Raw genomic sequence first — 26,665 nt, 5'->3', positions numbered from 1 at the left:
TCTAGCTTCGTCGGCAGCGTCAGATGTGTATAAGAGACAGATTTTTAACACTTTCATGAACAAATACTAGTAGCTTGCTCACGATTACTGTACCATACTTTCCTTAATAGAACATTAATTTTTTTAATGAAATAAATAGTAATTTTATCTTATTTATCATTTTAGCCCAACAAATTAATAACATACCTATCCAAAATAAAAAGACATTGTTATTTCAATGTCTTTTTATTTTGGTGATTAAAAAATAAACGTTGTAATCTCATCTACTTCTTTTCTTGGAAGTTTCTTCGGTTTATCTTTCGGATAACCGAGTGAAATAACCATATTTATTTGTTTTTCGGTCTCAATTTGAAAATATTGTCTTAGTTCTTTTTGAGCTAACAATACAGGCCCTGTCATTGGACACGTACCAAGACCCTTCGCATGTGCAGCCAGCATTAAGTTTTGTGCCGCTAAACAGCTACTCTTAATTCCTTCCTCTTCCCACACTGCATCCGGAACGAAGGCAATTGGATCAAATATCTTTTCACGAAACTTTGATTCATAAGGTGTTGCCAAACATACGATTAATACTGGTGCCTCAGAGAAAGCTGTTGCATATGGCCCGAAAGAACGTGTAAGTAATTTCCCTGCTTTCTCTTCTCCATTTTCTGCTGCTTTTGCCGCAAGTTTATGTAATGCATCCCAAGTCATTTGTTCAATTTCTTTAATTTTCTCTCGATTCATAATGACTAAGAACTCCCACGTTTGCGAGTTCGTATCACTCGGTGCATAACGAGCGCAATCAATAATTTCTTTTATATCACTAGTAGATACTTCTTGTTCTGTAAACTTTCTAACACTTCTTCTTCCGTGGATTACCTCTTTAAAAGCTTCATAATTCATACATTAAATCCCCTTTTACAGCGTTTTCAAAACCTGTCCTATGTTTGAATTATATCATGAAAAAAAGCTGGGGGAATACCAGCTTTTTTCTTCATTATTAATTTGTCACTTTAAACAAACTAATACTTTCTTCATATGCAGATTGTAGTTTTTTCGTAATTGGCCCTCTTTCGCCGCTAGCAAACTGTTCATCGCCAATTTGAACAACCGGGAATATTTCGAGTGGTGTCGCTGTAAAAAAGCACTCATCCGCCTCATATACCTCTTGTAATGAAAATTCTCGTTCTTCTACTTCGATATGTAACTCTTTCGCTAATGTTATAACATAATGGCGAGTAATACCATGCAAAATAAAGTGATCAGCTGGATGTGTAATCAGTTTATCATTTTTTACTATGAAAAAATTAGAATGACATCCCTCTGTTACAACTCCATCTCGCACTAAAATCGCTTCTTGATATCCTTGTTCATTTATTTTATTTTTAATCATGATATTAGGAAGTAGATTTAATGATTTTATATGACAAAATTTCCATCTTATATCCTCCTCTACCGTTACTTTTATACCGACTTCCATCGTAGCGACTGGTCTTGGGAACGAAACAATATTTGCAAAATACGTTGGTTGAAGGTCTTTTTCATATACATGGTTTCTTGCTTGAGCACCTCTTGATATTTGTAAATATACATTACCATCTTCTTGAAATTGATTTTTTTCAATCATTTGATGTAGCTCTTCTACTAACTCTTCCTTTGTAAATGGTGCAATGAGTTTAATTTCTTCCATTGATTTAAAAAAACGCTCCAAATGTAAATCTAATAAATGTGGCTTCCCATCGTATAGTCTGAATACCTCATATATACCATCACCAAATTGGAAACCTCGCTCTTCTAATGCAACCATCGGCTGTTCTTCCTTCGTATTTACAATTCTCCCATTAAACAAAATCCAATCTTTATGAGTAGCTTTCATTCCTTCCCACTCCTTTATTACGTGATTGATTTTATTGTACAACTTAAAACGACTGAAAAAAAGGAATTTTCTGTATTTATATAAATAAAAAATGCATCACCTATTTAAAGTGATGCACTCAGCCATTCATTTATCCCGCTATTGACGGGCAGTAAAACTCTCACCTCAAGGTTAGGTGGGAGATAACGGCCCGTAATCGCCTGATTGGTTCAACTTTATTTCAGAAAATATTTTTCAATATCATCTAGCATTAGGTTTGCTGCTTTAATACCGCCTGCTGTATTCCAAATTACTTCATCTACTTGGAATACTTTATTATTTTTAGAGGCTTGTAGCTGCTTAAAGAGTGGGTCTTCTGTCCATTCTTTTGCTAACGTGTTTCCTTCATTCTTCTTATCGCCATCTTTATCAGATGTGAAATAGAATAAGTAGTCCCCGTCCATATTTGGAATTTGTTCTTTTGTAATTCCTTTTATCGCAAATTCATCTTTATCTTGTAATGGTGGTCGTTTAAATCCAATATCGTTTAAAACAACACCTGAGAATGAGTTCTTTTGATATATACGAACATCACCTGGAACGAAGCGAATAATAGAAACTTTAGAGCTTAATTTATCTCCTAGCTTCTCTTTCATTCCTTCAATACGCTTTTTATAATCTTCAATTGCCTTTTGACCTTCTTTTTCTTTATTTACAGCCTTTGTATAGAGCGTAAAGTTTTCCTTCCAATCTCCACGCAATGTTTCAGCGTATACAGTTGGCGCGATTTCTTTCAATTGTTCATATATTTTTTCATGACGCATTTTATTCCCGATAATTAAATCCGGCTTAAGCTTCATTACTGCCTCTAAATTAATATCACGCTCAGTTCCTACAACTTTCGTATCTTTTAACTCTTTCGCTAAATGAGGGTACCATTCATCACCCGCACGCGGTTTCGTAGTTCCAACTGGCGTTACTCCCACAGCTAGAAGAGCCTCTGCACCTTCATTTGTTAAAACAACAACTTTTTTAGGTGTGCCATTTACTGTTGTTTCCCCCATTGCATGCTTTACAGTATAAGAATCTTTCGCTTTAGCTGATGGATCATTTTCTTTTTTTTCTTCTTTACTACACCCTGCGATTATAACCATAAGTATCATAATGCAGAACATAAACATTTTTTTAGTATGTAACATATGTCCTCCCTAGATGAAATCGATTATCATTAACAACTAAAGGTTAATGTATATTACATACATTGTCAATGTATATCAGAGAACTTTTTTAATATATACTATTTAGATTCTATCCGTTATTCAAATGTTTCTTTTTGAAACTATCTGTGTAAGTATGTAAATAATGGCCGTTCTTAAAATGCGTATCTATGTTATATATAGATACGCATTCATATTAAATTATAAATTTATTTCCTAATATTGATTATATTTAATATATGATGGATCATTATACACCCACTGATTTCCACCAAGGTTCAACCAACTGTTTTGATTAATAAATACTAAATAAGATTCTGGTTTATTTAATTTACGAATTACTGAAGATGATGTTGATGGACCACTTCTTAAATTCACATTCGTTCCTTGTATATATGCGACACCGATTGCGCTACCATCACTATTGCTCGTCTTTACAAAATTAATGTAAGACGGGTCATAATACACCCACTGTCCGTTACCTAAGTCTAACCATCCGTTACTTTCTTGATATACGACATACGATTCTGGAGAGTTTAATTGGCGAATTACTGAAGATGATGTTGATGGGCCACTTCTTAAATTTACATTTTTCCCAAGTATATAAGCAATTCCCTTCGTTTGTGGTGTTGGCTGAGGGTTTGGAGGTTGTGGATTTGGAGGATTTGGATTCGGAGCTACTCCAAAAATAGCTGCTATTCCGTTTACATATGCTTGACATAGATCTTCAATAAATTGTGGGTTTTTCAATAAATTTGCATCAAACGTTGTATCAATAAAAGCAGTCTCAGTTAAAATTGCATCCATTGCAGTCTCTCTTAGTACTGCATAATTTGCTTTTTTTGCCTCTCGGTCACGAAGGCCGTATTTTGTTAATACAGGATTGACTGCTGCATGAATTTTTTGTTGCTTTGCATATGCGGAGCTACTGTTAGATAACCCATTATAAATATAACTTTCAAATCCAGTTCCACCGCCACTATTTATATGAAATGAGATAAAGTAATCTGCTCCAAAAGAATTAGCGATATTAGCACGTTCTGATAAAGAGATAAATACATCACTATCACGTGTCATTTTAATAGTAATTGGGTAGTTTGCAGATAGAATGTCTCGCACACGTCTCGCTATTTGAAGTGTTAAGTTTTTTTCTACTAAACCATTACCAACAGCACCAGAATCATATCCACCGTGACCTGCGTCGATTACAAGTTTCATATCACTGTCTCGTTCCTTTCTTTCGTGTAATAGGTTTACATTGCTACTCGTCCTATTTTATGTAAAATGTACAAGTTCCGTTACAATTACAAATAAAAAACCACCTTATGTAAGGCGGTTTCTATCATCTTGCTTTAACCAATTTAAAATAAATATATACGATTGATAGTGAATATAACGTATGCAAAATAAAATAAATAAAAGACCCATTCCAACACCGCTGTATAACAAACCGAACTTTAAAAAAATGTTCAAAAGTGGCGGGAAATTAGTAATATTTTGTACTGTAACAAGCATGCAAAACAAAATAAAAAACACAGGTACATATTGTAATTCGTACGGCTTTCTTTTCTTACTAGCTCTTTTCCGAATGAACTTATGGCTTAGTTCTGCCAAAATAAAACATCCTCCAATTAATACAAGACCAGAAGTCATTATCATGTATCCACCTGCCTTATATTTATTTTAGCACATTACTAATCATCGTTATATTTTCTTCACGTATGTTCCATCTTCTTCATTAAAGCCAAAGCTCTCTATGAAAATTTTTGCTTGTTCTGTTAATTCCTTTTGTAACACTTTTATCTCTTTCACACCTCTTTGTTTCATCATCTCTTCAAATGTAAAATACGTATTTGTTCCATATCCGTAACTTTGATAATCAAAATGAATTATTAATTGAGATAAAACTACACTCTCTTCTTGAACACTGTAATCTATTACACCAATATATGTATCATCAACTTTTACGCAATACTGCACCTGTTTCTCACTTACATTATGCGAGCGGAACATTTCTTTAACAACGCTTTCATTTTCTACTGTTACTTTTTCAAACGCAATCATATGTTGTCCATCCTTTTACTATTATTGTATCAATAATACGTTCTATTTATGAAAAAAAACCTTAAGACCATATGCGGTCTTAAGGTTTTTCTTATTAAACTAAGCTATACGCACGTTTTGTTTCTTCGTGGAACTTATTCGTATCGTATTTATGCTCAACATAAATTTGGTGCCAAACCATAAACGCAAGTACAGTCCAAATTTTACGGCTATAATCGCCTTTATCTGCACAATGTGCTTCCAGTAAGTTTAATACATACTGTTTGTCGATTAAATGATCTGTTTTACTTTCGTTTATAATATTTATAGCCCAGTCATGCATTTCATCTTTTAACCAGTGACGAATTGGTACCGGGAATCCAAGTTTTTTACGATCTAACACGTGATCTGGAACGATTCCGCGTGCTGCTTCACGTAAAATAGCTTTCGTAGTTCCGTTAGCAATCTTTAATTCAGTTGGAATTTTTGATGCAACATCGAATACTTCTTTATCTAAGAACGGTACACGAAGTTCTAATGAGTTTGCCATTGTCATTTTATCAGCTTTTAATAAAATGTCACCACGTAACCACGTGAACATGTCAATGTACTGCATTTTACTTACATCATCATAATCTTTAATCTCGTTATACAATGGTTTCGTGATATCCATATAGTTAACACTTTCATTGTAGAACTTCATTAATTCCGCTTTCTCTTCTTCACGGAAGATTTTCGCGTTTCCATAGTAGCGCTCCTCAATTGGCGTACATCCACGCTCTAGGAAGCTCTTTCCTTTAAATCCTTCTTTAAGAGCACCGCTTAATGCTTTTAGAACGCTCTTACCTGGGCTAGGAATGTACGAGAACATTTTTAGTGAGTTTGGCTCACGGTAAATGTTATAACCACCAAATAGCTCGTCTGCGCCTTCCCCTGAAAGAACAACTGTTACATGTTTACGTGCTTCTTTTGCAACGAAGTACAATGGTACAGCTGCTGGATCTGCTAAAGGATCATCCATATGCCAAATAATTTTTGGGAACTCATCCATAAATTCTTTCGCTGAAATAAATACGTTATGGTTTTTAACGCCTAATTTCTCAGCAGTTTCTTTCGCAACATCAACTTCACTGAAACCACGTTGTTCAAAACCAACAGAGAACGTTAAAAGGTTCGGATTCATTTCTCTTGCGATAGAAGCGATAATAGATGAATCGATACCACCAGATAAGAATGAACCTACTGGTACATCACTTCGCATATGTACTTTTACTGAATCGTATAATACATCACGAATTGCTTGGATATGCTCTTCTTTCGTTGCGCTTGAAGCATTGAAATAAGGCTTCCAGTAGCGATGGATTTCCATCTCTTTACCGATTTCCTTTACGAAATAATGACCAGGCTCAATTTTATTAACATCAATTGTTAATGTTTCTGGTTCTGGACCATATTGGTACGTAAAGTAATGTTGTAGTGACGTTGGGTTTACCCCTTTGTCTTCCATTACATGCATAATACTTTTCTTCTCAGATGCGAAGAATGTAGTATCATCTTGTTGCGCGATATATAATGGTTTAATACCAAAGTGGTCACGTGCACCGAAAAGTTTCTTTTCTTCACGATCCCAAATCATAAATGCAAACATACCACGAAGATAGTCTACACATTTTTCTTTCATATGTGCATACAATGCAATGATAACTTCTGTATCAGATTGCGTTGCGAAAGTCGCACCTTTTTCAAGTAACATTTCGCGTAATTCTACATAATTGTAAATTTCACCATTAAAAATAATTACATATCGATCATTTTCATAAGTTAGCGGCTGATGTCCTGCCTCTAAGTCAATGATACTTAAACGGCGGAAGCCAAATTGTACATGTTCATCACGAAAATATCCTTCGTCATCTGGACCGCGGTGGAAAATCATCGTGTTCATATTTTCAAATTGATGTTTTTCTGTTTCTGAAAACTCTCTAGGGTTTTCACATAAACATCCTACAAAACCACACATACTTCTTACCCTCTTTCGGTTTTCATTCTGTTTCTATACTACTATATCAACCCTATTTATACTAGCATAATCAACTCAATATGGCGACCAAAAACTATAAAAAAATCACTCCATTTCACATTTTTAACATTTTTTTATGAAAACATGAAAATTAGGCAATCACCTTTCTCCGCTTTTGTCATATGATATTGCAAATTGATTTCTAGGAGGGAATACCATGAGTGAAGAAAAAAAAGATTCTTCTCGTCCACCGGTTCGCAATTATTTAAAGCAAATTGATGATTTTTTTGAGCAAACACCTCTTCGCAATGTAATCGCTGATTTGAATCATTTTTTCCAAAAAGGAAATCGTTTATTAACATTCCCTGTAGATTTATATGAAGTTGATGAAGAACTCGTTGTTACCGCTGAACTACCGGGTATACAAAAAGAGCAAATTCAAATTGAAATACAAACCGAATACTTAAAAGTCTCTGTAAAAGAAGAAATACTTGAAGAGGCAGAAGAACAAACATCTCATAACTATTATCGCCGAGAACGGTCTATTTCAGAAGCCGCAAGAATGATTAAATTGCCTTATTCCATTAATAAAAAAGCAGCGAAAGCTTCCTATCAAAATGGTGTGTTAGAAATTCGTGCACCGAAACTTCCACAACAGCATGACATTTTATCTATAGACTAATGTAAAAAAATAAGGGTGCTACGCACCCTTATTTTTAATCCACTAATCGCTTCATATCACGTATTATATCTTCGTACGGTGTATTACTAATACCGCTATACTTTTTCATTACTTTTCCATTTTGATCAATTAAATAAAATGATGTACCATGTATTACTTGACCGTTCTCTGGCTTATCTACAAGTGATTGGAAATTATCTTTTGAAAACTTTGTAATATCTTCTAACGAATAACCCGTCAATAAATTCCAATTACTAGTATCTTCTGTAAACTTTTGAATGAAAGCTTTCAGATTTTCTGGTTTATCAAGATCTGGATCTACACTAAACGAGACAAACTGAACGTCTAACTTCTCTTCCTTTGCCATCTTCTGTAATTTTGCCATATTAGCAGTCATTGGCGGACAAACTGTTTGACAGTTTGTGAACATAAAATCTGCAACCCATACTTTCCCTTTTAAATCTTTTGTACCAAATTGTTTTCCATCTTGATTTGTGAATTGGAAAGTTTCTAAATCCCAATTTAATGGTTTACGAAGCTTTGAGCCTGATCCACTACATCCAGCGAGTACAAATAGACAAAATACAACCATAAGACCAATTAGTTTTTGATAACGCTTCATTTATAAACCTCTTTTCTCTATCCTAAATTTAAATAGGTTATGCTCATCATAACAAAAGTTAACACTACGAGAAAATTGTTTACTGCATTTGTTCACGAAATCGTACGAATTTACGTATGATACTTCTTAATTTCAAGCGAATTACTAGACAAAATATGTTTTTTCACTATTATTTCTCTAAATCGTATTTGCAAAACAAAGCTCATTGTTAAAATTGTAAATACCTCTCCCTATTTTTTAACAATTAATTAAACATTAATCCATGTTATACACTGTATTCCTTAACAACATTTCGGTACAATACAACTACAACGATTTTAAATGAGGTGATGTTCATGGCAAAGCGCTATGAAAATATGGATAATGTCAGTACAAAAAAATCAATTCGTTCTTTTTTAAGATGGCGTAAAGAACGAAATCTGAACAAAAAAGACTTTTCTTTTTTAGTAGAACAATCACCTGTTAAACAAAATGCATTTTTGCAAAGCAATGTTGAAAAAACGACAGTCACATGGGTGGGCCATTCTACTTTTCTTATCCAAACGAATGGACTTAATATATTAACAGATCCAGTATGGGCAAATAAATTAAAGTTAGTTCCGAGGCTTACTGAACCAGGTCTTACTATACAAGAACTACCTAAAATTGATATAGTCCTTATTTCACACGGTCATTATGATCATTTAGATATTTCAACTCTTCGTCAGTTAAATGATGATGTTCTATATCTTGTACCTATCGGATTAAAAAAATTATTTACTCGTAAGAAATTTACGCATGTAGAAGAATATAAATGGTGGGAAAGTACGACGATTAATGAAGTTTCTTTTCACTTCGTACCTGCTCAGCACTGGACGAGAAGATCCTTATTTGACATGAATACATCTCACTGGGGTGGATGGATTATTGATAATGAAACGACTTTGGAAACCATTTATTTTTGTGGCGACAGCGGCTATTTCCAGGGTTTCAAAGAGATTGGAAAGCGCTTTTTAATTGATATTGCTCTTATGCCAATTGGCGCTTATGAACCAGAATGGTTTATGAAAGTATCTCATGTTTCCCCTGAAGAAGCAGTGCAAGCTTATTTAGATTTAAACGCGACACATTTTATTCCAATGCATTACGGAGCTTTTGCACTTGCTGATGAAACACCTCGCGAGGCAATAACAAAACTTCGAAGTAATTGGAATTTGCGTATGTTACCGTGGGAACAACTGCATGTACTCTTTTTAGGCCAAACTTTTACTTATAATAGCGACACAAATAAAAAACAAGTACAAGAAAAAATCGAAACTTTACAAGTGTAATGTAACTACTTATTTTCTATATCCATCATATAATATAGAAAATCATAAAGGGTGTTTTCTATGAATGAATATTTACAGACTCGCTACATCATTAGCGGGAGCGCCTGTATAGCCCTTCTCATTTCTTACTTTCTATTCACATAAAGTGAAACTTTAATCAGTGGGGGTTGTTCATCATCCTCACTGATTATTAGCCTTCACCAATCGGGCATTTACGGACCGTTGATCTCACACCTAACTTCTTTGCTTTCGCTGAATTTTGAGGTGAGGGTCTTACTGTCCGTTAATGCGGGATAAAAAAGCTACTTGAAATATATTTTCAAGTAGCTTTTTTATTACTCTGCTAAATACATAAATCCAATTGCACCCGGACCTGTATGAGTACTAATAATAGGCGTTGTATAGAAAATTTCTGATTGAGTAAATCCACTCACTTTTTCCACAGCTGCTTTCATACTTTCAGCTAAAGGAATTGCTTTTGCATGCGGAATCGCAACAGCTTTTACAACTTTTCCTGCTGTATCTTGCTCAAATAACTTAGCTAACGTTTTTACAATTTGGCCTTGACTGCGCACTTTCGTTACAGGGTTATAAACACCGTCTTCAAGGCTAGCAATTGGCTTTATATTAAGTAGCGAACCGATAAACGCTTTTCCTTTACCGATACGTCCACCCTTCACTAAGTTTTCTAATGTATCTACCACTACATATAAACGAGTATTCTTTCTCACTTCATCTACACGTTTTAAAATTTCTTCTAGTGAGCGTCCTTCATTTGCCATTTTTGCAGCTTCTATTACTTGATATGCTAAAGCATGTGTAATAAATTGTGAATCAACAACTGTTACTTTTGTATCAGTCATCGATGCAGCACTATTTGCAGTCGCAACAGTACCACTCATTCCACTTGTCATATGGATAGAAAGTACTTCACTTCCATCTTCACCTAGCTTGTCATACATTTCTACAAATGTACCCATAGCTGGTTGTGATGTTTTTGGTAGTTCCTCTGATTTAATCATTTCTTCAATAAACTCATCAGGTTGTAAATCAACGCGATCTAAATATGTTTGTCCATTTACAGAGATTGATAATGGTAAAACATGAATGTCATACTTCTCGATTACATCTTGTGATAAATCTGCCGTTGAATCTGTTACAATTTTAATTTTTTGCATACTATCCTTCTTCCCTTTCCAATACGCTCTCCTTGTTATTATACTAGCATTCCTAATGCTTTCAACAATTTCGAACGAAATTTCATCAAATTAATTATATTTTTATACCTAAAATAAAAAGACAGAGTATTCCTGACTCTGTCCTGCTCTAATTTATGCGTTTTTTTCAAGGGTATTTGTTTTATATACATTTAAATAATCATTCCACTTCAAACATTTTTGTAAATATTCACGGAAAGAATACGAAAATCTTGGGTGCTTTTGTTTTTGAATTTTTGCAATAAATAATTGAAGACGAGACTGAATTAGAAACGATAATGGATGCTGCGCCTGTAGGACAGGGATTTCGAATATTTTAATACAATCCCCTGTTGAATGAGTGAAATAAAAACTTTTCGTAATCACAATATCAATCCTCTTTTTCATTGGATTTTGAACTTCCTCTACTTTACGCTGTAACACGTTGTTTAAAGTGGAGACTCCTTTGAATACAAAAGTATCCTTAGATGATCCCTTTAGTCCTTATGGTTAGTAGATTTATTCTCTATTCATCTCCACCTAATCCATCCCCCGTCCTAATTATCACGTGAGACGGGAATCTCGTTATCCGTAAATTGCTTAATACATTCAGTATAAACTTATAAAGGTGCAAAGTTTGTCTAAATTTTGGAGATTCTATTATTTTTTTCTTCTTTATATTGTATACGTTTATAGCCATAGTATAACAAATAATTAAAAAAGTGCCTTTATAACGAGGCACTTTTCGACTGTATTTCTTCTTCCCTTTTCTTTTTTCGCTTACTAACAATCTTTGATAAGGCAATACTAATTTCATAAATACAAATAAGCGGTACCGCAACTAAACTATGAGATAAAAAATCTGGCGGTGATATACACGAGGCAATGATAATCAATGCTACGTAAGCATACCTTCTTATTTTTATTAGAAACTCCGCCGTAAGTATGCCAATACTCGTTAAAAACATTACCACTACAGGTAATTCAAAAATCACAGCAAATGGAACTGTTAAATTAAGTACAAAATGAAAATACTTTTCTGTCGTAAACATCGTATTAAACATTTCATTACCTATCGTAGTTAAAAAATGAAATAAAAACGGCATTACAATAAAATATCCAAAACTTAAACCTGCAATAAATAATATAGACAATACCGGTATATACATTACAGTCATCTTTTGTTCATTTGGATGTAAACCTGGTTTTACAAATAACCAAATTTGTATAGCAGCAAAAGGAATTGTACAAACGATAGCAAATACTGTAGCAATCGAGAAAAAAATCCACAATACATCACTTGGACCGAGAACAGTTAATTTCATTGGTAAATCTTTTACAAGCCAAAAATAAATATCCTTCGTAAAAGTAAATCCAATAATTAAAAATAATACAAAGGATAACACTGTATAAATTACTCGTTTGCGAAGCTCAACGATATGTTCTACTACACTCATTTCCCGATCTTCCATCTCGTTCACCACACTTTACTTATCCATTACGAGGAAAATCCATTACATTTTTTCTTTCTTTTCCTTCTCTTGAAATGCGTCATCAGTCAATTCTTTCGTTGATTTTTTGAATTCTTTTAACGTTTCCCCTAAAGCCTTTCCGATTTCCGGCAATTTTTTAGGCCCAAATAATATTAGTACAGCTACTAAGATTAAAATTAACCCTGGAAAGCCAATATTTGAAAACATTTCCCCATCCCCTTTATTAGTAGATTTCTTGTCCTACTATTGCATAATTTTATTTTGTCAAAAAAGTTTGAAAACGTCAACAAATCCATCGTCTTTTGTCAAAAAAATTCAAAAATATAATCAATTATACAAATTTCATTTTCTATTGCTCTTGTGTATGATATGGTAAGGGAAATGACATATTATTTCATGATAGTAGAAAGGATTTGCATTATGACTGAAAAAATGACACGAATGACCCAATTTGTAAAAGAAGAAATTGCAAATGCAATTACACATGGTATCGGTGCCATTTTAAGCATCCCTGCCTTAATCATATTGATTATTCATGCTTCTAAGCACGGTACCGCATCAGCTGTTGTTGCATTTACCGTTTATGGTGTAAGCATGTTCTTACTGTACTTGTTTTCAACGTTGCTACATAGCATTCACCATCCAAAAGTAGAAAAATTATTTACTATTTTAGATCACTCAGCCATCTATTTATTAATCGCTGGCACATATACTCCTTTTCTACTCATTACACTTCGTGGACCTTTAGGTTGGACGTTACTCGCAATTATATGGACACTTGCAATTGGCGGTATTGTCTTCAAAATTTTCTTTGTACGCCGTTTTATAAAAGCATCCACTTTATGTTACATCATTATGGGCTGGCTCATAATCGTTGCTATTAAACCACTTTACGAAAATCTAACTGGACATGGTTTTTCACTACTTTTAGCAGGTGGCATTTTATATTCAGTCGGGGCAATCTTCTTCCTTTGGGAAAAGCTACCTTTCAACCATGCCATTTGGCACCTCTTCGTTTTAGGTGGTAGTGCAATGATGTTCTTCTGTGTACTCTTTTACGTCTTACCTGCAGCGTAATAAAAAAGGTTTCAGCTTGATGAAAGCTGAAACCTTTTTTATTACTTATGTAATTGTGATGCGATAACATCCTGTGTATGCTTCGTTAATTCTTTAATATCCATATTCGCATACTCTTCAGGTGTAATCGGCTTAGAAATCGTTACTGTTGCATGAGCTCGTTTCATACGATTTCCATTCGCTTCAAACATTTTATATGTACCATCTAACGTTACAGGTAAGATTGCTACACCAGATTTTACTGCTAGGTGAAAACTACCAGCTTTAAACTCTCCAATTTCGCCACCCTTACTTCTCGTTCCTTCAGGGAAAATTACGATAGAATGTCCATTCTTTAATAGTTCAATTCCATCTTTAATCGCTTGAAGAGATTGACGACGATCATTACGAACCATAAATACACAATTCATAAGTTCCATCCAAGTTGGTACAACTGGAAACTTCTTAATCTCTGCCTTTGAAACGAATCCAATTGGTTTATTTAAGTAACCTAGTAAAACAGGAATATCCATATTACTTTGATGATTACTTACAACTAGTACCGGCTTGTCTTTCGGAACATTTTCAAGCCCTTTTACTTCTACTGCCCCACCAGCAACACGTACCATTTTTTTACCAAACCAATTTGTCGTTTTATATACAGCATTATCTTTTTCTTGCGGTGACATCGTATTTACTTGTTTTTTAAGACGCCACATTCTCGGTGTAATCGCAATTACAATTAAAATTAAATAAAAGATTTTAAAAAACGTTTGAATCATACAGAACCCCCACCTATTATCATTCCGACCTTCATTATACTAGACAAACGAAGGAAAAAGAAGAAAAAATGTCCAAACAACAAGTGTTTGGACATTTTTAAGTATTCTATATTAGAAACGTTTTGCTAATTCACGTGCGTTAGCAATTGCTGCTTCTTTAATTTCTTGTGCTTTTTCAGGATTAGCATTCATACCTTCAACTGCAATATATTCAGTTTCATTTACACCGATGAATCCTAATACTGTTTTCAAGTGATTACGACCGAAGTCTACAGCTGCGTATGCTCCTTCAGAATAAACGCCACCTGTTGCTTGAATGTGAAGTGCTTTTTTGCCTTCTAATAAGCCAACTGGACCATTTTCAGTATATTTGAATGTTTTGCCTGCGATTGCTAAGTTATCTAAGTATGCTTTTACTACTGGTGGATAGCTAAAGTTCCACATTGGAGTTACGAATACATAACGATCTGCATGCATAAATGTTTCTAAGTTTGTGTTCATTGCTGCAACTTTTTGTTGTTGAACTTCTGTTAAAGTTTCAAAGCCTTCACCTGCTGCAAATTTACCCCAAGCAGCAAATACATCTGCATCAATTGCTGGTACAGTCGTATTGAATAAATCAACTGTTACAACTTCGTCTTGTGGATGCTCGTTTTTATAAGCTTCGATGAAAGCTTCTCCTACTGCCATTCCGAAAGAACCTTCTGCTGAATTTGGATTTGCTGTGATAAATAGTACTTTTGTCATTGTATTCTCTCCCTTTAATTTTATCTTTAATTTGAGATTTATAATTCGAAAGTAAATAACTTACCTTATGTAAGTATAATACAAAATCTCTCGCTTCATGTCAATAAAAAATAGCTACTTTTTTTTCGTAAGTTAATAAGTTGTTTTGTAATCTATAAATTATATATTTCCATTTAAAATGTTAACTAAATAAAAAACTACCTCCATATATCATGGAGATAGTCCTTCATCAACCTTTATTTTTGAAAAATATGTTTCACTTTTTCAGCTGGAATGTTACTTCCACCTCTACCTTTTACATCTTCAATCATCATTGTAATGACCATATCAGGTGCATTTAAATCAAATGCAGCGAACCAGCCTAGTTCTTTTCCTTCGGCCTCTTTAGATACTTTTAATTCCGCTGTACCTGTTTTTCCAGCAAGGGTCATACCATCAATTTTAGCAATTTTCCCTGTACCATCCGGATCATTAATTACTTTAGTCATAGCAGTTTTTAATATATCCTGATTTCCTTTTGAAATGACATTTTCTTTCCAAGCTTTTGGTTGTTTATCTGTTTTAATGATATATGGTGACGGAATTGTTCCATCATTTACAATTGGCGCATATGTTAAAGCTAGATGAAGAGGAGTCATTAACACTTGTCCTTGACCATATCCTGTATCTGCCATTTGAATATCATTTTTAATACCATCATTTGCGATTTTAGAAGCTGGGAATCCATATTCAATTGGTAATTTCTCATCGAATCCGAATTTTTTCGCTTCACTCATAAATTTATCTTTTCCGATTTTTAAAGCTTCTTGTGCGAAGTAAATATTATCCGAATATTTCATTGCCTTATCCAAATCAATCGGATTTGCATCTTTCACACGTGTTACGTAATAATTGCCCCAAGAAGAATCTTTTGTCCATTTCAATCCTTCAATTTTCAATTCTTCTTTTGGATCAATCGTTTTCGTTTCAAGACCGATTGCAGCTGTAATTGGCTTAAATACAGAACCTGGTACCGATAATTGTGTAAATCGGTTCGTCATCGGTTTTTTCGGATCATTATTCCAAGCTTCACGTTGTGCTTTCGATGTTCCTCGTGCAATTAAATTAGGATCATATGCTGGACTACTTACAAGTGCAATTGTTTCTCCACTTTTCGGATTAATTGCCGCACTTGAACCAGCTTCGCCCTTCATTTCATTATACGTTTTTTCTTGAACAGCACTATCGATAGTTAAAGTTACATTTTCTCCATCAACAGCTTCTGTTTTTGCTAAATTTTTAATTTCTTTTCCTTGTGCATCTTCTACAAAGACACGGCCACCTTTTTTACCGCGTAGCTTTTCTTCCAATACTTGCTCTAATCCAGCTTTACCAACTGGCTCATCAGCTTGGTAGCCTTTCTTTTGTAGCGTTTTTAAATCTTCAGCATTTACCTTTCCGATATAACCAGTTAGATGAGCTGCCGCTTCCCCTAACGGATATGTACGAACATTTACAGGTTTTGTTGCAACACCAGGTAAATCAATATACGTATTTTGCGTTGCCCCTTCAGGTAAAATTCCAATTGGTACAAGATACCCTGGTTTTACCCATTTAGCAGTTAGTTTTTGATCAATTTCTTCTACAGACATATTTAACAACTTAGCTACTGCTTCTTTCGTTTGCGGAGCAGTTTCATCTAATTTTTCTGGAACGATTCCGATCTCAGAAGCTTTCCCATTCGTCGCCAGACCTTTTCCATTACGATCGTATATTTCACCACGTTTTGGCTCTGTTGTTTGCATACGCACTTTACTATCTTTTGTCATGCCAGGGAAAATGAAATCAGGTGTCCAATCTATTTTCCAAGATTCTTTATCTCCATCTTTTTCTTTCACCATTTTTGCTTCATGACCAAAAGTGATTTTACCACCAACTGTATCCATGCTTACTTTAAAAGGAACAGGGCCTTCATCTTTTTTATCTTCTTTTACTTCCCCTGTTTCTACCTTTAAGTCTTTCACTTCAATACCAGAATAAATTTTTTCATATTTCTCAGTAAACTCTTTCTTGGAAATATCTTTTTTTGCATTTTCTGATAATTGATCGTACATATCTGTAAATTTTTGTTTATTCCATGATTTTACATATGTATCAAACGCTTCTTGTGGTTTTTCTTCTTTACCACATCCAACTAACATGAATGTTAAGCAAAGAAAAAGAATCCCCCATATTTTTCTCAACTGATTCTCCTCCTCTTTCTATAGTAATACTTTTGAAAATTTTAGCATTTTTCACATGCTACCTTTCATTATAGCATTATTGAATACCATCTATAAACTTACATTTATAAATACAAATAAAAAAATTGATGCGAATACTCACATCAATTTTTATTATTATTGTTGTTTCTCATATACATGGTAATAATACGTATACGGATTTTTTTCATCCGTTAAACCTTTTTCTACAAAAATCTCTTTCCAATTTGTCATATCCATTTCTGGGAAGAATGTGTCTCCTTCAAATGCGTAGTGGATTTTTGTTATATATAACTTGTCTACATACGGTAAAAAGAGATCATAAATTTGCGCTCCGCCAAAAATAAAAATCTCTTCTTCATTTTTACATAGTTCAAACACTTCTTCTACAGTATGAGCTACTTCGCAGCCTTCTACATGATACCCTTCATTACGAGTTACAATAATATTACGTCTTCCAGGCAATGGTCTACCAATTGCTTCATAGTTCTTTCTCCCCATAATAAGTGGGTGACCCATCGTCGTTTTCTTTACATACTGTAATTCACTCGGTAAACGCCAAGGTAAGTTATTATCTTTACCAATTACTCTATTCTCGTCCATTGCGACCATAAATGAAACAATCATCTTGTCATCTCCTCTACAATTACACTGCAACCGGTGCTTTAATCGCTGGGTGTGGATCATATCCTTCAATCGTTAAATCTTCCATCTCAAAATCAAACACAGATTTCACATCTGGATTTAATGTAAGTTTCGGGAACGGACGTGGTTCACGTGCCAATTGTTTTTCTACTTGTTCAAAATGATTCGTATAAATATGCGCATCTCCAATTGTATGAACAAATTCTCCTACTTCAAGACCGCATTCATGTGCAATTAAATGTGTTAGTAGTGAATAACTTGCGATGTTAAATGGAATTCCAAGGAAGATGTCGCCACTTCTTTGATATAGCTGACAAGAAAGTTTTCCGTCCGCTACATAAAATTGGAATAGCGTATGACAAGGCGGTAATGCCATACTCGGTACGTCTTCAGGATTCCAAGCAGAAACGATTAGGCGACGTGAATCTGGCGTTTTTTTAATCATTTCAATTACATCTTTTAGTTGATCCAGTGTTTCACCAGCCGTCGTTTTCCAAGCACGCCATTGCTTGCCATATACGTCTCCTAAGTAGCCATATTTATTCGAAAAATCATCATCTTCTAAAACATTCTTTTTAAATAGGTCCATTTGCTCATCATATTGCACTTTAAATTCCTCATCTTGTTGTGAACGAAGACCGAAATCTGTCATATCAGGCCCAGTATACTCGTCACTTTCTACCCAGCTCTTAAATGCCCATTCATTCCAAATGTTATTATTATGCTGCAATAAATAGCGAATGTTTGTATCACCTTTCATAAACCAAAGTAGTTCACTTGCTACAAGGCGAAATGGTACTCTCTTTGTCGTTAATAAAGGAAATCCTTTACTCAGATCAAAACGCATTTGATATCCAAATACAGATACAGTCCCTGTCCCTGTACGATCTTCTTTCTTCGTACCGTGCTCCATTACATGGCGGCATAAATTTAAGTATTCATATTCAGCATGTTTCATATGTAAAAAAACCTTCTTTCAATCTTATATGAAATTTATCATAACATGAAAAACAACAAATTTAATAATCTTGATAAATAAAAATTATTTTCAGTAATTCTTACAAAATTATTAACTTTCCATATTTAAAAAGGTTTTCATTTTCTATTACCGAAAGTATAGTGCGGTAGGACAAAATTTAAATTTGGAGGTTAGAAGTATGTCTAAAATTGAAACTCCTGTTATGACTTCGTTACAAACTACGGTTGAAAAAATGATGAAGGATTTAAAAGTTCCTGGTGCTGCTGTAGCTGTTATAAAAGACGGTGAAGTTATTCTTTCAGAAGGTTTCGGCTATCGAAATATAGAAACAAAAGAGGCTGTTACACCGAGCACCCGGTTCGCAATCGGTTCCTCAACGAAAGCTTTTGGCACACTTTCATTAAGCTTGTTAGCACAACAAAAAAAGTTTAATTGGGATACTCCTGTCCAGTCTTATATACCTAACTTCTCTTTATGTGAACTACTTGCTACCTCACAAGTTACAGGACGGGATTTAGCCTCTCACCGCACTGGAGTGAGTCGTCATGATGCTCTTTGGTACAGCTCTTCCTTATCTCGAAAAGATCTCGTTGAAAAAATAAAACATTTACCACTTGATGCACCGTTCCGAACAGCATTTTTATATAACAACTTAATGTATGCGACAATTAGCTGCATTGTTGAAAACATTACAAATCAAACGTGGGAGCAATACGCTACAGAACATATTTTAGAACCTTTAAATATGAGGCATACAAACTTCTCTGTTACAGATTCACAAATTACAGAGGATTATGCTTTACCTTACATTGAAAAAGACGGTGAAATAAAAGAAGTTCCATTCCGTAACATCGATACAGTTGGCGCTGCTGGGTGTATTAATTCTACAATTGAAGATATGGCAAATTGGGTACTTCTTCACTTAAACAAAGGAAAGTTTGGAGATCATGAATTAATCTCCTCTGAATTATTACAACAAATGTATACACCACACAATTCAATTCCAGATCAACCAGTTCTATCACTCCCTGAATCTCCATTAAATAGTTACGGCCTCGGTTGGTTTATTAGCGCTTATCGTGGTAACAAAGTGATTCATCATGGCGGTAATATTGATGGATTTTCGGCACTTGTTTCATTCATGCCAAAAGAAAATGTAGGTCTTGTCATTTTAACGAATGCTGGAGGCACATTACTTCCTACTTATCTTGCTAACCAAATTTATGACGAGCTACTTGAATTAGAAGGCATCGATTGGCATAAACGTGCTGCAGAAGATACTGAAAAAATGAAGGAAATGATGAAAGAAGCAACTGAATCCCTTCCTGAGCAAATTAAAGGGACTACACCTTCTCACAAATTAGAGGATTATACTGGTACTTTCGAACATCCTGCATACGGAACATTACAAGTATACAAGCGAGATGATTCATTATTTGTGCAATTCATGGAAATGGACATTCAATTAACACATCATCATTACGACATCTTCTCTGCAAAAGTTGACTTATTCCGAATGAAAATGAGTTTATTATTCGCTTATGAAATGAGTGTGAATGGTGAATTTCCATCCCTTCAGTTACATGTGCCAGCTACGTTAAGTACTCAGCCGCTTACATTTAAGAAAATTAAATAATTATTTTAATAATAAAAAAAGTAGGTGTGAGATAACACACCTACTTTTCCTATTCTTCATTTATCATTTCACTACCAAACCAAATCGGCTTCGATAATTCAAAGTTTTTATGATCCTCTAAAACAATAGCAAGGCGTTCTAACGTATCCTCTAACATATGCGGTGCTGCTCGTAAACTCCAAACAACTGAAGAGAAAACCGTCATCCCAACGTATACCGCATATAATCTCCAAAACTCATCCGGTATTTTCCCGTTATAATATCCCGTAATTTGTCCAATGGAATACGGAATACTAATGTCTCTTGCAAATAGTGCAATTTTTACAAAATCATGAAGTGGGTCGCCCCAGTCATAACCATTAAAATCAACAACACCTACATATTTCCCATCCCGCACAATTATATTTTCTAAATGAAAATCATCGTGTTGAAATCGATTTGGGCGGTTTTGTACATACATTTCATTTTCATCTATAAACTTAATGATTTTATCATCATTTTTTATTTTTATTCCGCATGTTTTGTATGCCTCTAAATATTTTCGATGTTTTTTCATGGCTCTTTCATACCATGGAAGTATCCCCTTAGGAGCTTCATATGTATGCATTTTTGCTAAATCTTTTCCTGCTTCTATACCAATATCATATTGTTCTTTTAGTGTATATGTAGGCAACAATTTTTTCGCATCTTCTCCTTCTATATACGAAAAAACACCGTAGCATAAACCTTCTTCTTCCAACAAACCCATTTCAATTGGCCTTTGTGCTTGCACACTACGTTTTTGCATTTCATTTAAAATTTGAAACTCTATTTTCTTTCTTTCAAACTCTTTTATATCGCCTGTCCGTAACAAATACTTTTCATCTTTAATAGTCGTAATGATATATTTTTTATCAGGTGAGAAACCTTTAGAAATTTCTTCAATATTTGCTGCATCCTTTACTATTTGTATATTGTTTTGCCGTGCTGCAATTGTCTTCATGTTTATTCCCCTTATATTTCTACATTTGGTGTATACGCTACTTCTATAATAAATCCATTCGGATCGTAAAAATCAACCGTATAGTATCCGTCCGAATAATGATTCATTTCTATCGGACCACGTATTACCTTCACTTTTGTACTAGCAAGAAAATCTGCTACTTCATCAACTATTTCTCTACGAATAGCTTGATAACAAATATGTCTAGGCCCTAAAGTCCTTACAATTTCCCCGTCCACCTCTTTAAAATATATTTCACTTTCTCCCGTACTATATGCTACTTCATTTAACTTTCTCCATCCAATTATCGAAAACAATTTATCATAAAAAGAAATAGACTCCTCTAAATTCGCGACCCAAAATTCAATATGATGAATACCTGCTCGAAGTGTATTCATATTAAGAATGTGCCCCTTGTACGACTTGTACAATTTCCATAGGCGTATGAACCATATAATCTGGTGCATCTTTTTTCACTGTTTCAATGACATCATACCCCCAAGATACCCAAATTACGTTCACACCAGCCTTTTTACACGCTGCTACATCTCGCTGTTCATCACCGACATATAACATTTCTTGCTCTGTTATTTTTTTTGATTTTAAAAACCTTTTTATCATTTTGTCTTTACCGAACAAATTTTTAGAACAATACACTTCTTGAATATTTTCGATACCATTATTATGTAAAAACGCCCGAATATGCTCTTCTGAGTTAGAGGATATGACGGCAATCCCGTAGCCTTTTTTATGTAATTCATCTAATACATCCTTCATCCCATGGAACAAAACGAGATCTTTTATAGCTGGTTGATATAATTTATAAAACTCTAACGCTAATATCGGTAGTTTATACAGTGGTACATCGAGTTGTTTACATCTCTCGGGCATCGTTAATTTACGTAAATGCTCAATTTCTTCTTCCCTTACTGTTTTATAACCATGCTTTTCAGCTATTTGATTATAGATCGGTACAAATATATTTTGTGAATCTACTAATGTGCCATCAAAGTCAAAAACAATATATTTTTGCATTTCCATACTCCCTTTTCTTCTTTTTTCCTAAACATATGTTATTCAACAACATAGTTGTCTTACCCTTTTATCAACAAAAAAAGAACAAGATTTTCTCTTGTTCTTTTTAAGAAAGCCATTTTGGCGGTACATTCGTATTCCAATAAATATTTCCTAGTTCATGATGTCCAGAGTATCCATCATCAAAACGATGATAATGGAAATTGAAATAATAACCATCTTGCGGTGGATGATCTCTTCTTACATGAAATCGTAGTAAGTCATTTCCAGATTTCGTATCGTAAACGTGAAAAATCTTTTCATTATTTCCACCAGCTGGTTTCTGAGAAATCGATAATGATTGTAACGATTCCTCTGGAACATCATTGGCAAGCTCAGCAATTGCCTCTTCAATTTTCGGTAATATTACATCTTTAAACTCATCTTCAATTACTGGACCAATTTTAGTTCCAAACTTTTGCATCGACTGCTTCTCTGCTTCTTGCATTGCATAAGTAATAAAAGTATCGGTGGTTAACCTGTCATTCGTTTCTTCATATGTATAGGACGTACTCTCCAAATTTTGTTGCCCAGCTGTGCTCGTAGGCTTGTCCGCAGCTTTGGCATTATCAAGCAATATGGAAGGAGGCGTCACTAAACCAAATGTAAATACGGTAATTAATGCGACTAAGGTTTTTCTAAACCAATTTGGCATTTATGTTCCCTCCCCTTTCACTCATTATATTTTATCCCGCATTAACGGGCAAGTAAGACCCCCACCTCAAAATTCAGCGAAGGCAAAGAAGTTAGGCGGGGGATCAACTGCCCGTAAAAGCCCGATTGGTGAAGGCTAATAATCAGTGGGGGATGAAGACCCCCCCCACTGATTAAAGTTTCACTTTATATAACGGTTGTTTCTTCTATTATACAAAATGATTGTAATTTTTGCACTTTACAATTTTGTTAACGTTCACATATTTTTCACTTGAATATGAAATTGTAAGATTTCATACAATAAAATACAACAACAATAAGGAGGCGACCAAATGACTTTAGATGTCATGTATTCCGCCGCAAGCATACTCGTTTTAGTATATTTTATTTATCAATGTGTGACAGATTAGAAAAAGAGCCATTTTCGGCTCTTTTTCTATGGTAAAAATACAATCCAACCAATCCATACTATAAAAATAATCCCGGCAATTACAGCTGGTAATAAATAAAAATGAAGAAGTATAACTATTTATATATCATTATAAAATATTTATTTTCATAGCAGGAAAAAACATTTTTTAACAGAATATTAAATGTTTGATTACATTTTATTGGAGTGAATAATATGTCTTTTCAAATTCGTGAAGCGACGATAGATGATATAGATGCACTTTGTTCTTTAACGAAAGAATTAAAAGGTTCCTCTATTTCCTATGAAGATATGAACAACCGCTTGCAATTCGTACAAATGAGTCCTTTTGATTTTTTATATGTTTATGTGGAAGAAGAAACTATATTTGGATTACTCGGGTTTCGTATACGCGAAAATTTAGAAGATGTAACTCGTTATGGAGAAATTTCAATTATTAGCGTCGATTCTACAATACGGCGGAAAGGCATTGGACAGGTGTTAATGGATTATGCAGAACAATTAGCAAAGAAGCATCATTGCATTGGAACATGGCTAGTTAGTGGAACAAAAAGAGTAGAAGCACATCCTTTTTACAAAAAATTAGGTTATGAAGTAAATGGATATCGATTTGTAAAACATTTTTAAACTACTTTTTACTTGAAGGGACTATAAATATGACAAACATTAAAGCAATTTTCATTGATCGTGACGGTACAATTGGCGGCGACACTACAATACATTACCCTGGTTCTTTTACATTATTCCCCTTTACAAAAGCAGCTCTGCAAAAAATAAAAGCTCAGAATATAAAAATTTTCTCTTTCACAAATCAACCAGGTATCGCGGATGGAATAGCGACTGTAGCTGATTTTGTACAAGAATTAAAAGGTTTCGGTTTTGATGATATTTACGTTTGTCCTCACAAACATGGTGATGGTTGTGAATGCCGTAAACCAAGTACAGGCATGCTTCTAAAAGCAGCGGAAAAACATGGGCTTGATTTAACACAATGTGCTGTAGTTGGTGATCGTTGGACTGATATTGTGGCAGGTGAAAAAGTGAATGCGACAACAATATTAGTACGAACAGGCGCTGGATACGATGCTTTACATACGTACCGAGACAGGTGGGCACATATTGAGCCAAACTACATTGCAGAAAACTTTGAAGATGCAACAAACTGGATATTAAATCAACTATAATACAATTTAAAAGAGACGTTTTCATTTTGAAAACGTCTCTTTTAATCTTACATTTTTTAAAATGTTAATTCATAATGGAAATAACGATTATCTCTTAAATAACCATTTTCAGCGTATAATCGCTGTGCTGATAAATTATCAATCTCTGTTTGTAATTTTACACCTTTTGCGCCATTTTCTAATGCGAATTTTTTAGCAGCTTCTAATAATTTTTTACCTGTTCCAGTTCCGCGCTTCGCGGCTTGTACAAACAGATCATTTAAAATCCATAATTCTTTCATTGAAATGGAAGAAAATGATGGATATAGTTGCGTGAATCCAATATATTCACCGTCTTCAACTGCTACGAAAATAACGGATTCTTTTCTCTCGATACGATTTTGTAAAAATACTTTTGCACCATCTAAATCGGAATCTTGTCGGTAAAACATACGATAGTTATTAAAAACTGATGCTAGTCCATCTAAATCTGCAATTGTTGCCTCATATATTCTCATTTTACTCCATTCCCCTTCCAATACTGTCTCATTATATCCGTTACCCATTTAGGCTGTAGAATTTCTTCTTTCGGCATAAACTCTTTCATTACCGGTTTTATATCCAATATAGGGGTGCCATCAATAGCATCTAATCCCTCAACAATAATTGATTTACCGTCTCTTTTTATCACTTTTACAATTGTTACACCTAAGCGATTCGGGCGATTTTTCCCGCGCTGTGCAAAAATGCCTACTTTAGGATAATCATTATTATTTCTAGGATGTCTAGCAACATATTGAATTTGTTCATCCTTTACTTTATGAAAATAAAAAACAACTTCAATATGAGAAAATTCTTCAATCCCTTGTATACTTTCCTCTGTATACAATTCAGTTAAAGTAATACAGGATCTTACTTCTCCCCATTCGTCATCTTTTATTTCCTTTCTTTCATTATGTACAAATGCGATTGGTTGAACTGAAAACATACGCATCCCCCTTAAATGTAACCACTTACATTATAAAATATTTTCTGAATGTTTTCCACATACACGAACTAAGTTTACATAATATAATTATAATCTATTTCCTAAAGACACATTTACTGCTTCCATTGCATGTATAACAGTTGTATCAAATATCGGAACTAATACGTCTTCCTGCTTTATTAATAATCCTATTTCTGTACAACCTAAAATTATTCCCTGTGCTCCTTTTTGCACTAGCTCTTCTATGACTCTTTTATAATATTCTCTAGATTGCGATGTTATTTTTCCTAAACATAATTCTGTATAAATTATTTCATTTAATTTTTCTCTATTTTTTTCTACTGGTACTATTACTTTTATATTATTCTCTTCTATACGTGACTTATAGAAATCTTGCTCCATTGTATATTTCGTTCCAAGTAGACCAATCGTTTGAATACCTTTTCTTTTAATTTCTTTTGCAGTAGTATCAGCAATATGTAATACGGGGATGTTAATATTCTCTTTTATTTTCTCCACTACTTTATGCATTGTATTTGTGCAAATGATTATAAAATCTGCTCCTCCCTTCTGCAATGAATACGCCGCATTCCCTAATACTTCTCCTGCTCCATCCCAATCCCCGTTAGACTGGAATCGTTCAATCTCTTCAAAATCCACACTATTAATCAAACATTTTGCTGAGTGTAATCCCCCTAATCTACTTTTTATCTCTTCATTTAAAATTCGATAATATTCCGAAGTCGATTCCCAACTCATACCACCTATAAGCCCTATCGTTTTCATATATAACACACACCTACCTAAACTTTTTTCTAAACTAATAACAATGTTTTATTATGTATATTATACACAATAAAACAAGACTTTAA

30 protein-coding genes are annotated in these 26,665 nt (G+C 34.1%); 6 read left to right on the top strand and 24 right to left on the bottom strand.

All coding sequences use genetic code 11. The annotated features are described in order from the left end of the window. Positions 1-237: 237 nt before the first annotated feature. From JDS92_RS02120 to asnB, 7 genes are all read right to left on the bottom strand, one after another. Positions 238-885: a nitroreductase family protein gene (locus JDS92_RS02120; RefSeq protein WP_001105130.1), complete on the bottom strand. Its 648-nt coding sequence runs from the start codon at positions 883-885 to the stop codon at positions 238-240. Positions 886-982: 97 nt separating this feature from the next. After that, positions 983-1,858, bottom strand: a complete 876-nt coding sequence (gene dat, locus JDS92_RS02115; RefSeq protein ID WP_000648376.1) for a D-amino-acid transaminase — start codon at positions 1,856-1,858, stop codon at positions 983-985. Positions 1,859-2,073: 215 nt separating this feature from the next. Then, entirely contained in the window at positions 2,074-3,036 is a 963-nt protein-coding gene (locus JDS92_RS02110) for an ABC transporter substrate-binding protein (protein ID WP_000903334.1), read from the bottom strand. 234 nt (positions 3,037-3,270) lie between these two features. Continuing rightward, complete coding sequence (locus JDS92_RS02105) at positions 3,271-4,272, bottom strand: N-acetylmuramoyl-L-alanine amidase (protein ID WP_199631446.1); 1,002 nt, start codon at positions 4,270-4,272, stop codon at positions 3,271-3,273. A 105-nt stretch (positions 4,273-4,377) separates the two neighbouring features. Continuing rightward, entirely contained in the window at positions 4,378-4,707 is a 330-nt protein-coding gene (locus tag JDS92_RS02100; protein ID WP_000200454.1) for a hypothetical protein, read from the bottom strand. Between the two features lie 51 nt (positions 4,708-4,758). Next, a complete protein-coding gene (locus tag JDS92_RS02095; RefSeq protein ID WP_087971295.1) occupies positions 4,759-5,118 on the bottom strand; it encodes a GNAT family N-acetyltransferase in 360 nt (119 codons plus the stop codon). 94 nt (positions 5,119-5,212) lie between these two features. Next, positions 5,213-7,114 (bottom strand): asparagine synthase (glutamine-hydrolyzing), encoded by a 1,902-nt coding sequence (gene asnB, locus JDS92_RS02090; RefSeq protein WP_199631445.1) that lies wholly within the window; start codon positions 7,112-7,114, stop codon positions 5,213-5,215. A 217-nt stretch (positions 7,115-7,331) separates the two neighbouring features. Here asnB and JDS92_RS02085 point away from each other — a divergent pair, with 217 nt between their 5' ends. Continuing rightward, positions 7,332-7,796 (top strand): Hsp20/alpha crystallin family protein, encoded by a 465-nt coding sequence (locus tag JDS92_RS02085; RefSeq protein WP_001288081.1) that lies wholly within the window; start codon positions 7,332-7,334, stop codon positions 7,794-7,796. A gap of 34 nt (positions 7,797-7,830) precedes the next feature. Here JDS92_RS02085 and JDS92_RS02080 read toward each other — a convergent pair whose 3' ends face one another. Continuing rightward, on the bottom strand, positions 7,831-8,418 hold the full coding sequence (locus JDS92_RS02080) for an SCO family protein (RefSeq protein ID WP_000833349.1): 588 nt from the start codon (positions 8,416-8,418) through the stop codon (positions 7,831-7,833). Positions 8,419-8,753: 335 nt separating this feature from the next. Between JDS92_RS02080 and JDS92_RS02075 the strand changes: the two genes are divergently transcribed. Beyond that, positions 8,754-9,728, top strand: coding sequence for an MBL fold metallo-hydrolase (locus JDS92_RS02075; RefSeq protein WP_199631444.1), 975 nt, complete (start codon positions 8,754-8,756; stop codon positions 9,726-9,728). A gap of 335 nt (positions 9,729-10,063) precedes the next feature. Here JDS92_RS02075 and JDS92_RS02070 read toward each other — a convergent pair whose 3' ends face one another. The 4 genes from JDS92_RS02070 to JDS92_RS02055 all read right to left on the bottom strand — a co-directional run bounded on the left by JDS92_RS02070 (position 10,064) and on the right by JDS92_RS02055 (position 12,624). After that, on the bottom strand, positions 10,064-10,906 hold the full coding sequence (locus tag JDS92_RS02070; protein ID WP_001169475.1) for a DegV family protein: 843 nt from the start codon (positions 10,904-10,906) through the stop codon (positions 10,064-10,066). Positions 10,907-11,059: 153 nt separating this feature from the next. Next, positions 11,060-11,311: a DUF2535 family protein gene (locus JDS92_RS02065; RefSeq protein ID WP_000629011.1), complete on the bottom strand. Its 252-nt coding sequence runs from the start codon at positions 11,309-11,311 to the stop codon at positions 11,060-11,062. A gap of 341 nt (positions 11,312-11,652) precedes the next feature. Further along, positions 11,653-12,396, bottom strand: a complete 744-nt coding sequence (gene tatC / locus JDS92_RS02060) for a twin-arginine translocase subunit TatC (protein WP_000390131.1) — start codon at positions 12,394-12,396, stop codon at positions 11,653-11,655. A gap of 42 nt (positions 12,397-12,438) precedes the next feature. Further along, positions 12,439-12,624 carry a twin-arginine translocase TatA/TatE family subunit gene (locus JDS92_RS02055; protein ID WP_000492443.1) on the bottom strand — a complete coding sequence of 62 codons (186 nt, stop codon included), beginning with the start codon at positions 12,622-12,624 and terminating at the stop codon, positions 12,439-12,441. A gap of 213 nt (positions 12,625-12,837) precedes the next feature. On the opposite strand from JDS92_RS02055, the gene trhA reads away from it, so the two are divergent. Further along, on the top strand, positions 12,838-13,494 hold the full coding sequence (gene trhA, locus JDS92_RS02050) for a PAQR family membrane homeostasis protein TrhA (protein ID WP_087971298.1): 657 nt from the start codon (positions 12,838-12,840) through the stop codon (positions 13,492-13,494). A 41-nt stretch (positions 13,495-13,535) separates the two neighbouring features. On the opposite strand, the gene JDS92_RS02045 is transcribed toward trhA, so the two are convergent. The 5 genes from JDS92_RS02045 to JDS92_RS02025 form a co-directional block, all read right to left on the bottom strand. Further along, entirely contained in the window at positions 13,536-14,255 is a 720-nt protein-coding gene (locus JDS92_RS02045) for a lysophospholipid acyltransferase family protein (RefSeq protein WP_000616566.1), read from the bottom strand. Between the two features lie 111 nt (positions 14,256-14,366). Then, on the bottom strand, positions 14,367-15,002 hold the full coding sequence (locus JDS92_RS02040) for an FMN-dependent NADH-azoreductase (protein WP_000170037.1): 636 nt from the start codon (positions 15,000-15,002) through the stop codon (positions 14,367-14,369). A 236-nt stretch (positions 15,003-15,238) separates the two neighbouring features. Next, on the bottom strand, positions 15,239-17,224 hold the full coding sequence (gene pbpC, locus JDS92_RS02035) for a penicillin-binding protein 3 (protein WP_098911650.1): 1,986 nt from the start codon (positions 17,222-17,224) through the stop codon (positions 15,239-15,241). Positions 17,225-17,380: 156 nt separating this feature from the next. Continuing rightward, positions 17,381-17,869: a dihydrofolate reductase gene (locus tag JDS92_RS02030; RefSeq protein ID WP_097953481.1), complete on the bottom strand. Its 489-nt coding sequence runs from the start codon at positions 17,867-17,869 to the stop codon at positions 17,381-17,383. A 19-nt stretch (positions 17,870-17,888) separates the two neighbouring features. Further along, positions 17,889-18,845, bottom strand: coding sequence for a thymidylate synthase (locus JDS92_RS02025; RefSeq protein ID WP_000679621.1), 957 nt, complete (start codon positions 18,843-18,845; stop codon positions 17,889-17,891). A 199-nt stretch (positions 18,846-19,044) separates the two neighbouring features. Here JDS92_RS02025 and JDS92_RS02020 point away from each other — a divergent pair, with 199 nt between their 5' ends. Continuing rightward, on the top strand, positions 19,045-20,502 hold the full coding sequence (locus JDS92_RS02020) for a serine hydrolase (protein WP_098710802.1): 1,458 nt from the start codon (positions 19,045-19,047) through the stop codon (positions 20,500-20,502). 49 nt (positions 20,503-20,551) lie between these two features. On the opposite strand, the gene JDS92_RS02015 is transcribed toward JDS92_RS02020, so the two are convergent. From JDS92_RS02015 to JDS92_RS02000, 4 genes are all read right to left on the bottom strand, one after another. Next, on the bottom strand, positions 20,552-21,484 hold the full coding sequence (locus tag JDS92_RS02015) for an aminoglycoside phosphotransferase family protein (RefSeq protein WP_098710801.1): 933 nt from the start codon (positions 21,482-21,484) through the stop codon (positions 20,552-20,554). Between the two features lie 11 nt (positions 21,485-21,495). Continuing rightward, positions 21,496-21,882, bottom strand: a complete 387-nt coding sequence (locus tag JDS92_RS02010; RefSeq protein WP_098710800.1) for a VOC family protein — start codon at positions 21,880-21,882, stop codon at positions 21,496-21,498. 1 nt (position 21,883) lies between these two features. Next, positions 21,884-22,519 (bottom strand): HAD family hydrolase, encoded by a 636-nt coding sequence (locus JDS92_RS02005; RefSeq protein ID WP_001174984.1) that lies wholly within the window; start codon positions 22,517-22,519, stop codon positions 21,884-21,886. A 106-nt stretch (positions 22,520-22,625) separates the two neighbouring features. Next, positions 22,626-23,213: a YpjP family protein gene (locus JDS92_RS02000; protein WP_001134417.1), complete on the bottom strand. Its 588-nt coding sequence runs from the start codon at positions 23,211-23,213 to the stop codon at positions 22,626-22,628. Between the two features lie 624 nt (positions 23,214-23,837). Between JDS92_RS02000 and JDS92_RS01995 the strand changes: the two genes are divergently transcribed. Both JDS92_RS01995 and JDS92_RS01990 read left to right on the top strand, forming a co-directional pair. Continuing rightward, complete coding sequence (locus tag JDS92_RS01995) at positions 23,838-24,269, top strand: GNAT family N-acetyltransferase (RefSeq protein WP_000009785.1); 432 nt, start codon at positions 23,838-23,840, stop codon at positions 24,267-24,269. A gap of 29 nt (positions 24,270-24,298) precedes the next feature. Then, positions 24,299-24,826 carry an HAD-IIIA family hydrolase gene (locus JDS92_RS01990; protein ID WP_000181775.1) on the top strand — a complete coding sequence of 176 codons (528 nt, stop codon included), beginning with the start codon at positions 24,299-24,301 and terminating at the stop codon, positions 24,824-24,826. Between the two features lie 56 nt (positions 24,827-24,882). Here the strand turns inward: JDS92_RS01990 and JDS92_RS01985 are convergent, their stop codons facing one another. From JDS92_RS01985 to JDS92_RS01975, 3 genes are all read right to left on the bottom strand, one after another. Further along, complete coding sequence (locus tag JDS92_RS01985; protein WP_001223858.1) at positions 24,883-25,323, bottom strand: GNAT family N-acetyltransferase; 441 nt, start codon at positions 25,321-25,323, stop codon at positions 24,883-24,885. Further along, positions 25,320-25,793 carry an SAM-dependent methyltransferase gene (locus JDS92_RS01980; RefSeq protein WP_199631443.1) on the bottom strand — a complete coding sequence of 158 codons (474 nt, stop codon included), beginning with the start codon at positions 25,791-25,793 and terminating at the stop codon, positions 25,320-25,322. The genes JDS92_RS01985 and JDS92_RS01980 overlap by 4 nt, the downstream gene beginning before the upstream one ends. 87 nt (positions 25,794-25,880) lie before the next feature. Continuing rightward, a complete protein-coding gene (locus JDS92_RS01975) occupies positions 25,881-26,579 on the bottom strand; it encodes an aspartate/glutamate racemase family protein (protein WP_000848589.1) in 699 nt (232 codons plus the stop codon). Positions 26,580-26,665 lie beyond the last annotated feature (86 nt).

Origin of the sequence: Bacillus cereus group sp. N12 (assembly GCF_016483575.1) — a bacterium.
In the GTDB taxonomy this organism is placed as follows: domain Bacteria; phylum Bacillota; class Bacilli; order Bacillales; family Bacillaceae_G; genus Bacillus_A; species Bacillus_A toyonensis.
This window is presented reverse-complemented; position numbering and strand designations above follow the sequence as displayed.

Coding starts and splice junctions, on each gene's coding strand:
- JDS92_RS02070 (WP_001169475.1), bottom strand. CDS start 10,906: ATGCAAAAAATTAAAATTGTAACAGATTCAACGGCAGATTTATCACAA.
- JDS92_RS02120 (WP_001105130.1), bottom strand. CDS start 885: ATGAATTATGAAGCTTTTAAAGAGGTAATCCACGGAAGAAGAAGTGTT.
- JDS92_RS01985 (WP_001223858.1), bottom strand. CDS start 25,323: ATGAGAATATATGAGGCAACAATTGCAGATTTAGATGGACTAGCATCA.
- JDS92_RS02010 (WP_098710800.1), bottom strand. CDS start 21,882: ATGAATACACTTCGAGCAGGTATTCATCATATTGAATTTTGGGTCGCG.
- JDS92_RS02075 (WP_199631444.1), top strand. CDS start 8,754: ATGGCAAAGCGCTATGAAAATATGGATAATGTCAGTACAAAAAAATCA.
- JDS92_RS01995 (WP_000009785.1), top strand. CDS start 23,838: ATGTCTTTTCAAATTCGTGAAGCGACGATAGATGATATAGATGCACTT.
- JDS92_RS01975 (WP_000848589.1), bottom strand. CDS start 26,579: ATGAAAACGATAGGGCTTATAGGTGGTATGAGTTGGGAATCGACTTCG.
- trhA (WP_087971298.1), top strand. CDS start 12,838: ATGACTGAAAAAATGACACGAATGACCCAATTTGTAAAAGAAGAAATT.
- tatC (WP_000390131.1), bottom strand. CDS start 12,396: ATGGAAGATCGGGAAATGAGTGTAGTAGAACATATCGTTGAGCTTCGC.
- JDS92_RS02040 (WP_000170037.1), bottom strand. CDS start 15,002: ATGACAAAAGTACTATTTATCACAGCAAATCCAAATTCAGCAGAAGGT.
- JDS92_RS02000 (WP_001134417.1), bottom strand. CDS start 23,213: ATGCCAAATTGGTTTAGAAAAACCTTAGTCGCATTAATTACCGTATTT.
- JDS92_RS02025 (WP_000679621.1), bottom strand. CDS start 18,845: ATGAAACATGCTGAATATGAATACTTAAATTTATGCCGCCATGTAATG.
- JDS92_RS02015 (WP_098710801.1), bottom strand. CDS start 21,484: ATGAAGACAATTGCAGCACGGCAAAACAATATACAAATAGTAAAGGAT.
- JDS92_RS02045 (WP_000616566.1), bottom strand. CDS start 14,255: ATGATTCAAACGTTTTTTAAAATCTTTTATTTAATTTTAATTGTAATT.
- JDS92_RS02020 (WP_098710802.1), top strand. CDS start 19,045: ATGTCTAAAATTGAAACTCCTGTTATGACTTCGTTACAAACTACGGTT.
- JDS92_RS02055 (WP_000492443.1), bottom strand. CDS start 12,624: ATGTTTTCAAATATTGGCTTTCCAGGGTTAATTTTAATCTTAGTAGCT.
- JDS92_RS01990 (WP_000181775.1), top strand. CDS start 24,299: ATGACAAACATTAAAGCAATTTTCATTGATCGTGACGGTACAATTGGC.
- JDS92_RS02105 (WP_199631446.1), bottom strand. CDS start 4,272: ATGAAACTTGTAATCGACGCAGGTCACGGTGGATATGATTCTGGTGCT.
- JDS92_RS02095 (WP_087971295.1), bottom strand. CDS start 5,118: ATGATTGCGTTTGAAAAAGTAACAGTAGAAAATGAAAGCGTTGTTAAA.
- JDS92_RS02005 (WP_001174984.1), bottom strand. CDS start 22,519: ATGCAAAAATATATTGTTTTTGACTTTGATGGCACATTAGTAGATTCA.
- dat (WP_000648376.1), bottom strand. CDS start 1,858: ATGAAAGCTACTCATAAAGATTGGATTTTGTTTAATGGGAGAATTGTA.
- JDS92_RS02100 (WP_000200454.1), bottom strand. CDS start 4,707: ATGACTTCTGGTCTTGTATTAATTGGAGGATGTTTTATTTTGGCAGAA.
- JDS92_RS02110 (WP_000903334.1), bottom strand. CDS start 3,036: ATGTTACATACTAAAAAAATGTTTATGTTCTGCATTATGATACTTATG.
- JDS92_RS02030 (WP_097953481.1), bottom strand. CDS start 17,869: ATGATTGTTTCATTTATGGTCGCAATGGACGAGAATAGAGTAATTGGT.
- JDS92_RS01980 (WP_199631443.1), bottom strand. CDS start 25,793: ATGTTTTCAGTTCAACCAATCGCATTTGTACATAATGAAAGAAAGGAA.
- JDS92_RS02080 (WP_000833349.1), bottom strand. CDS start 8,418: ATGAAGCGTTATCAAAAACTAATTGGTCTTATGGTTGTATTTTGTCTA.
- JDS92_RS02085 (WP_001288081.1), top strand. CDS start 7,332: ATGAGTGAAGAAAAAAAAGATTCTTCTCGTCCACCGGTTCGCAATTAT.
- asnB (WP_199631445.1), bottom strand. CDS start 7,114: ATGTGTGGTTTTGTAGGATGTTTATGTGAAAACCCTAGAGAGTTTTCA.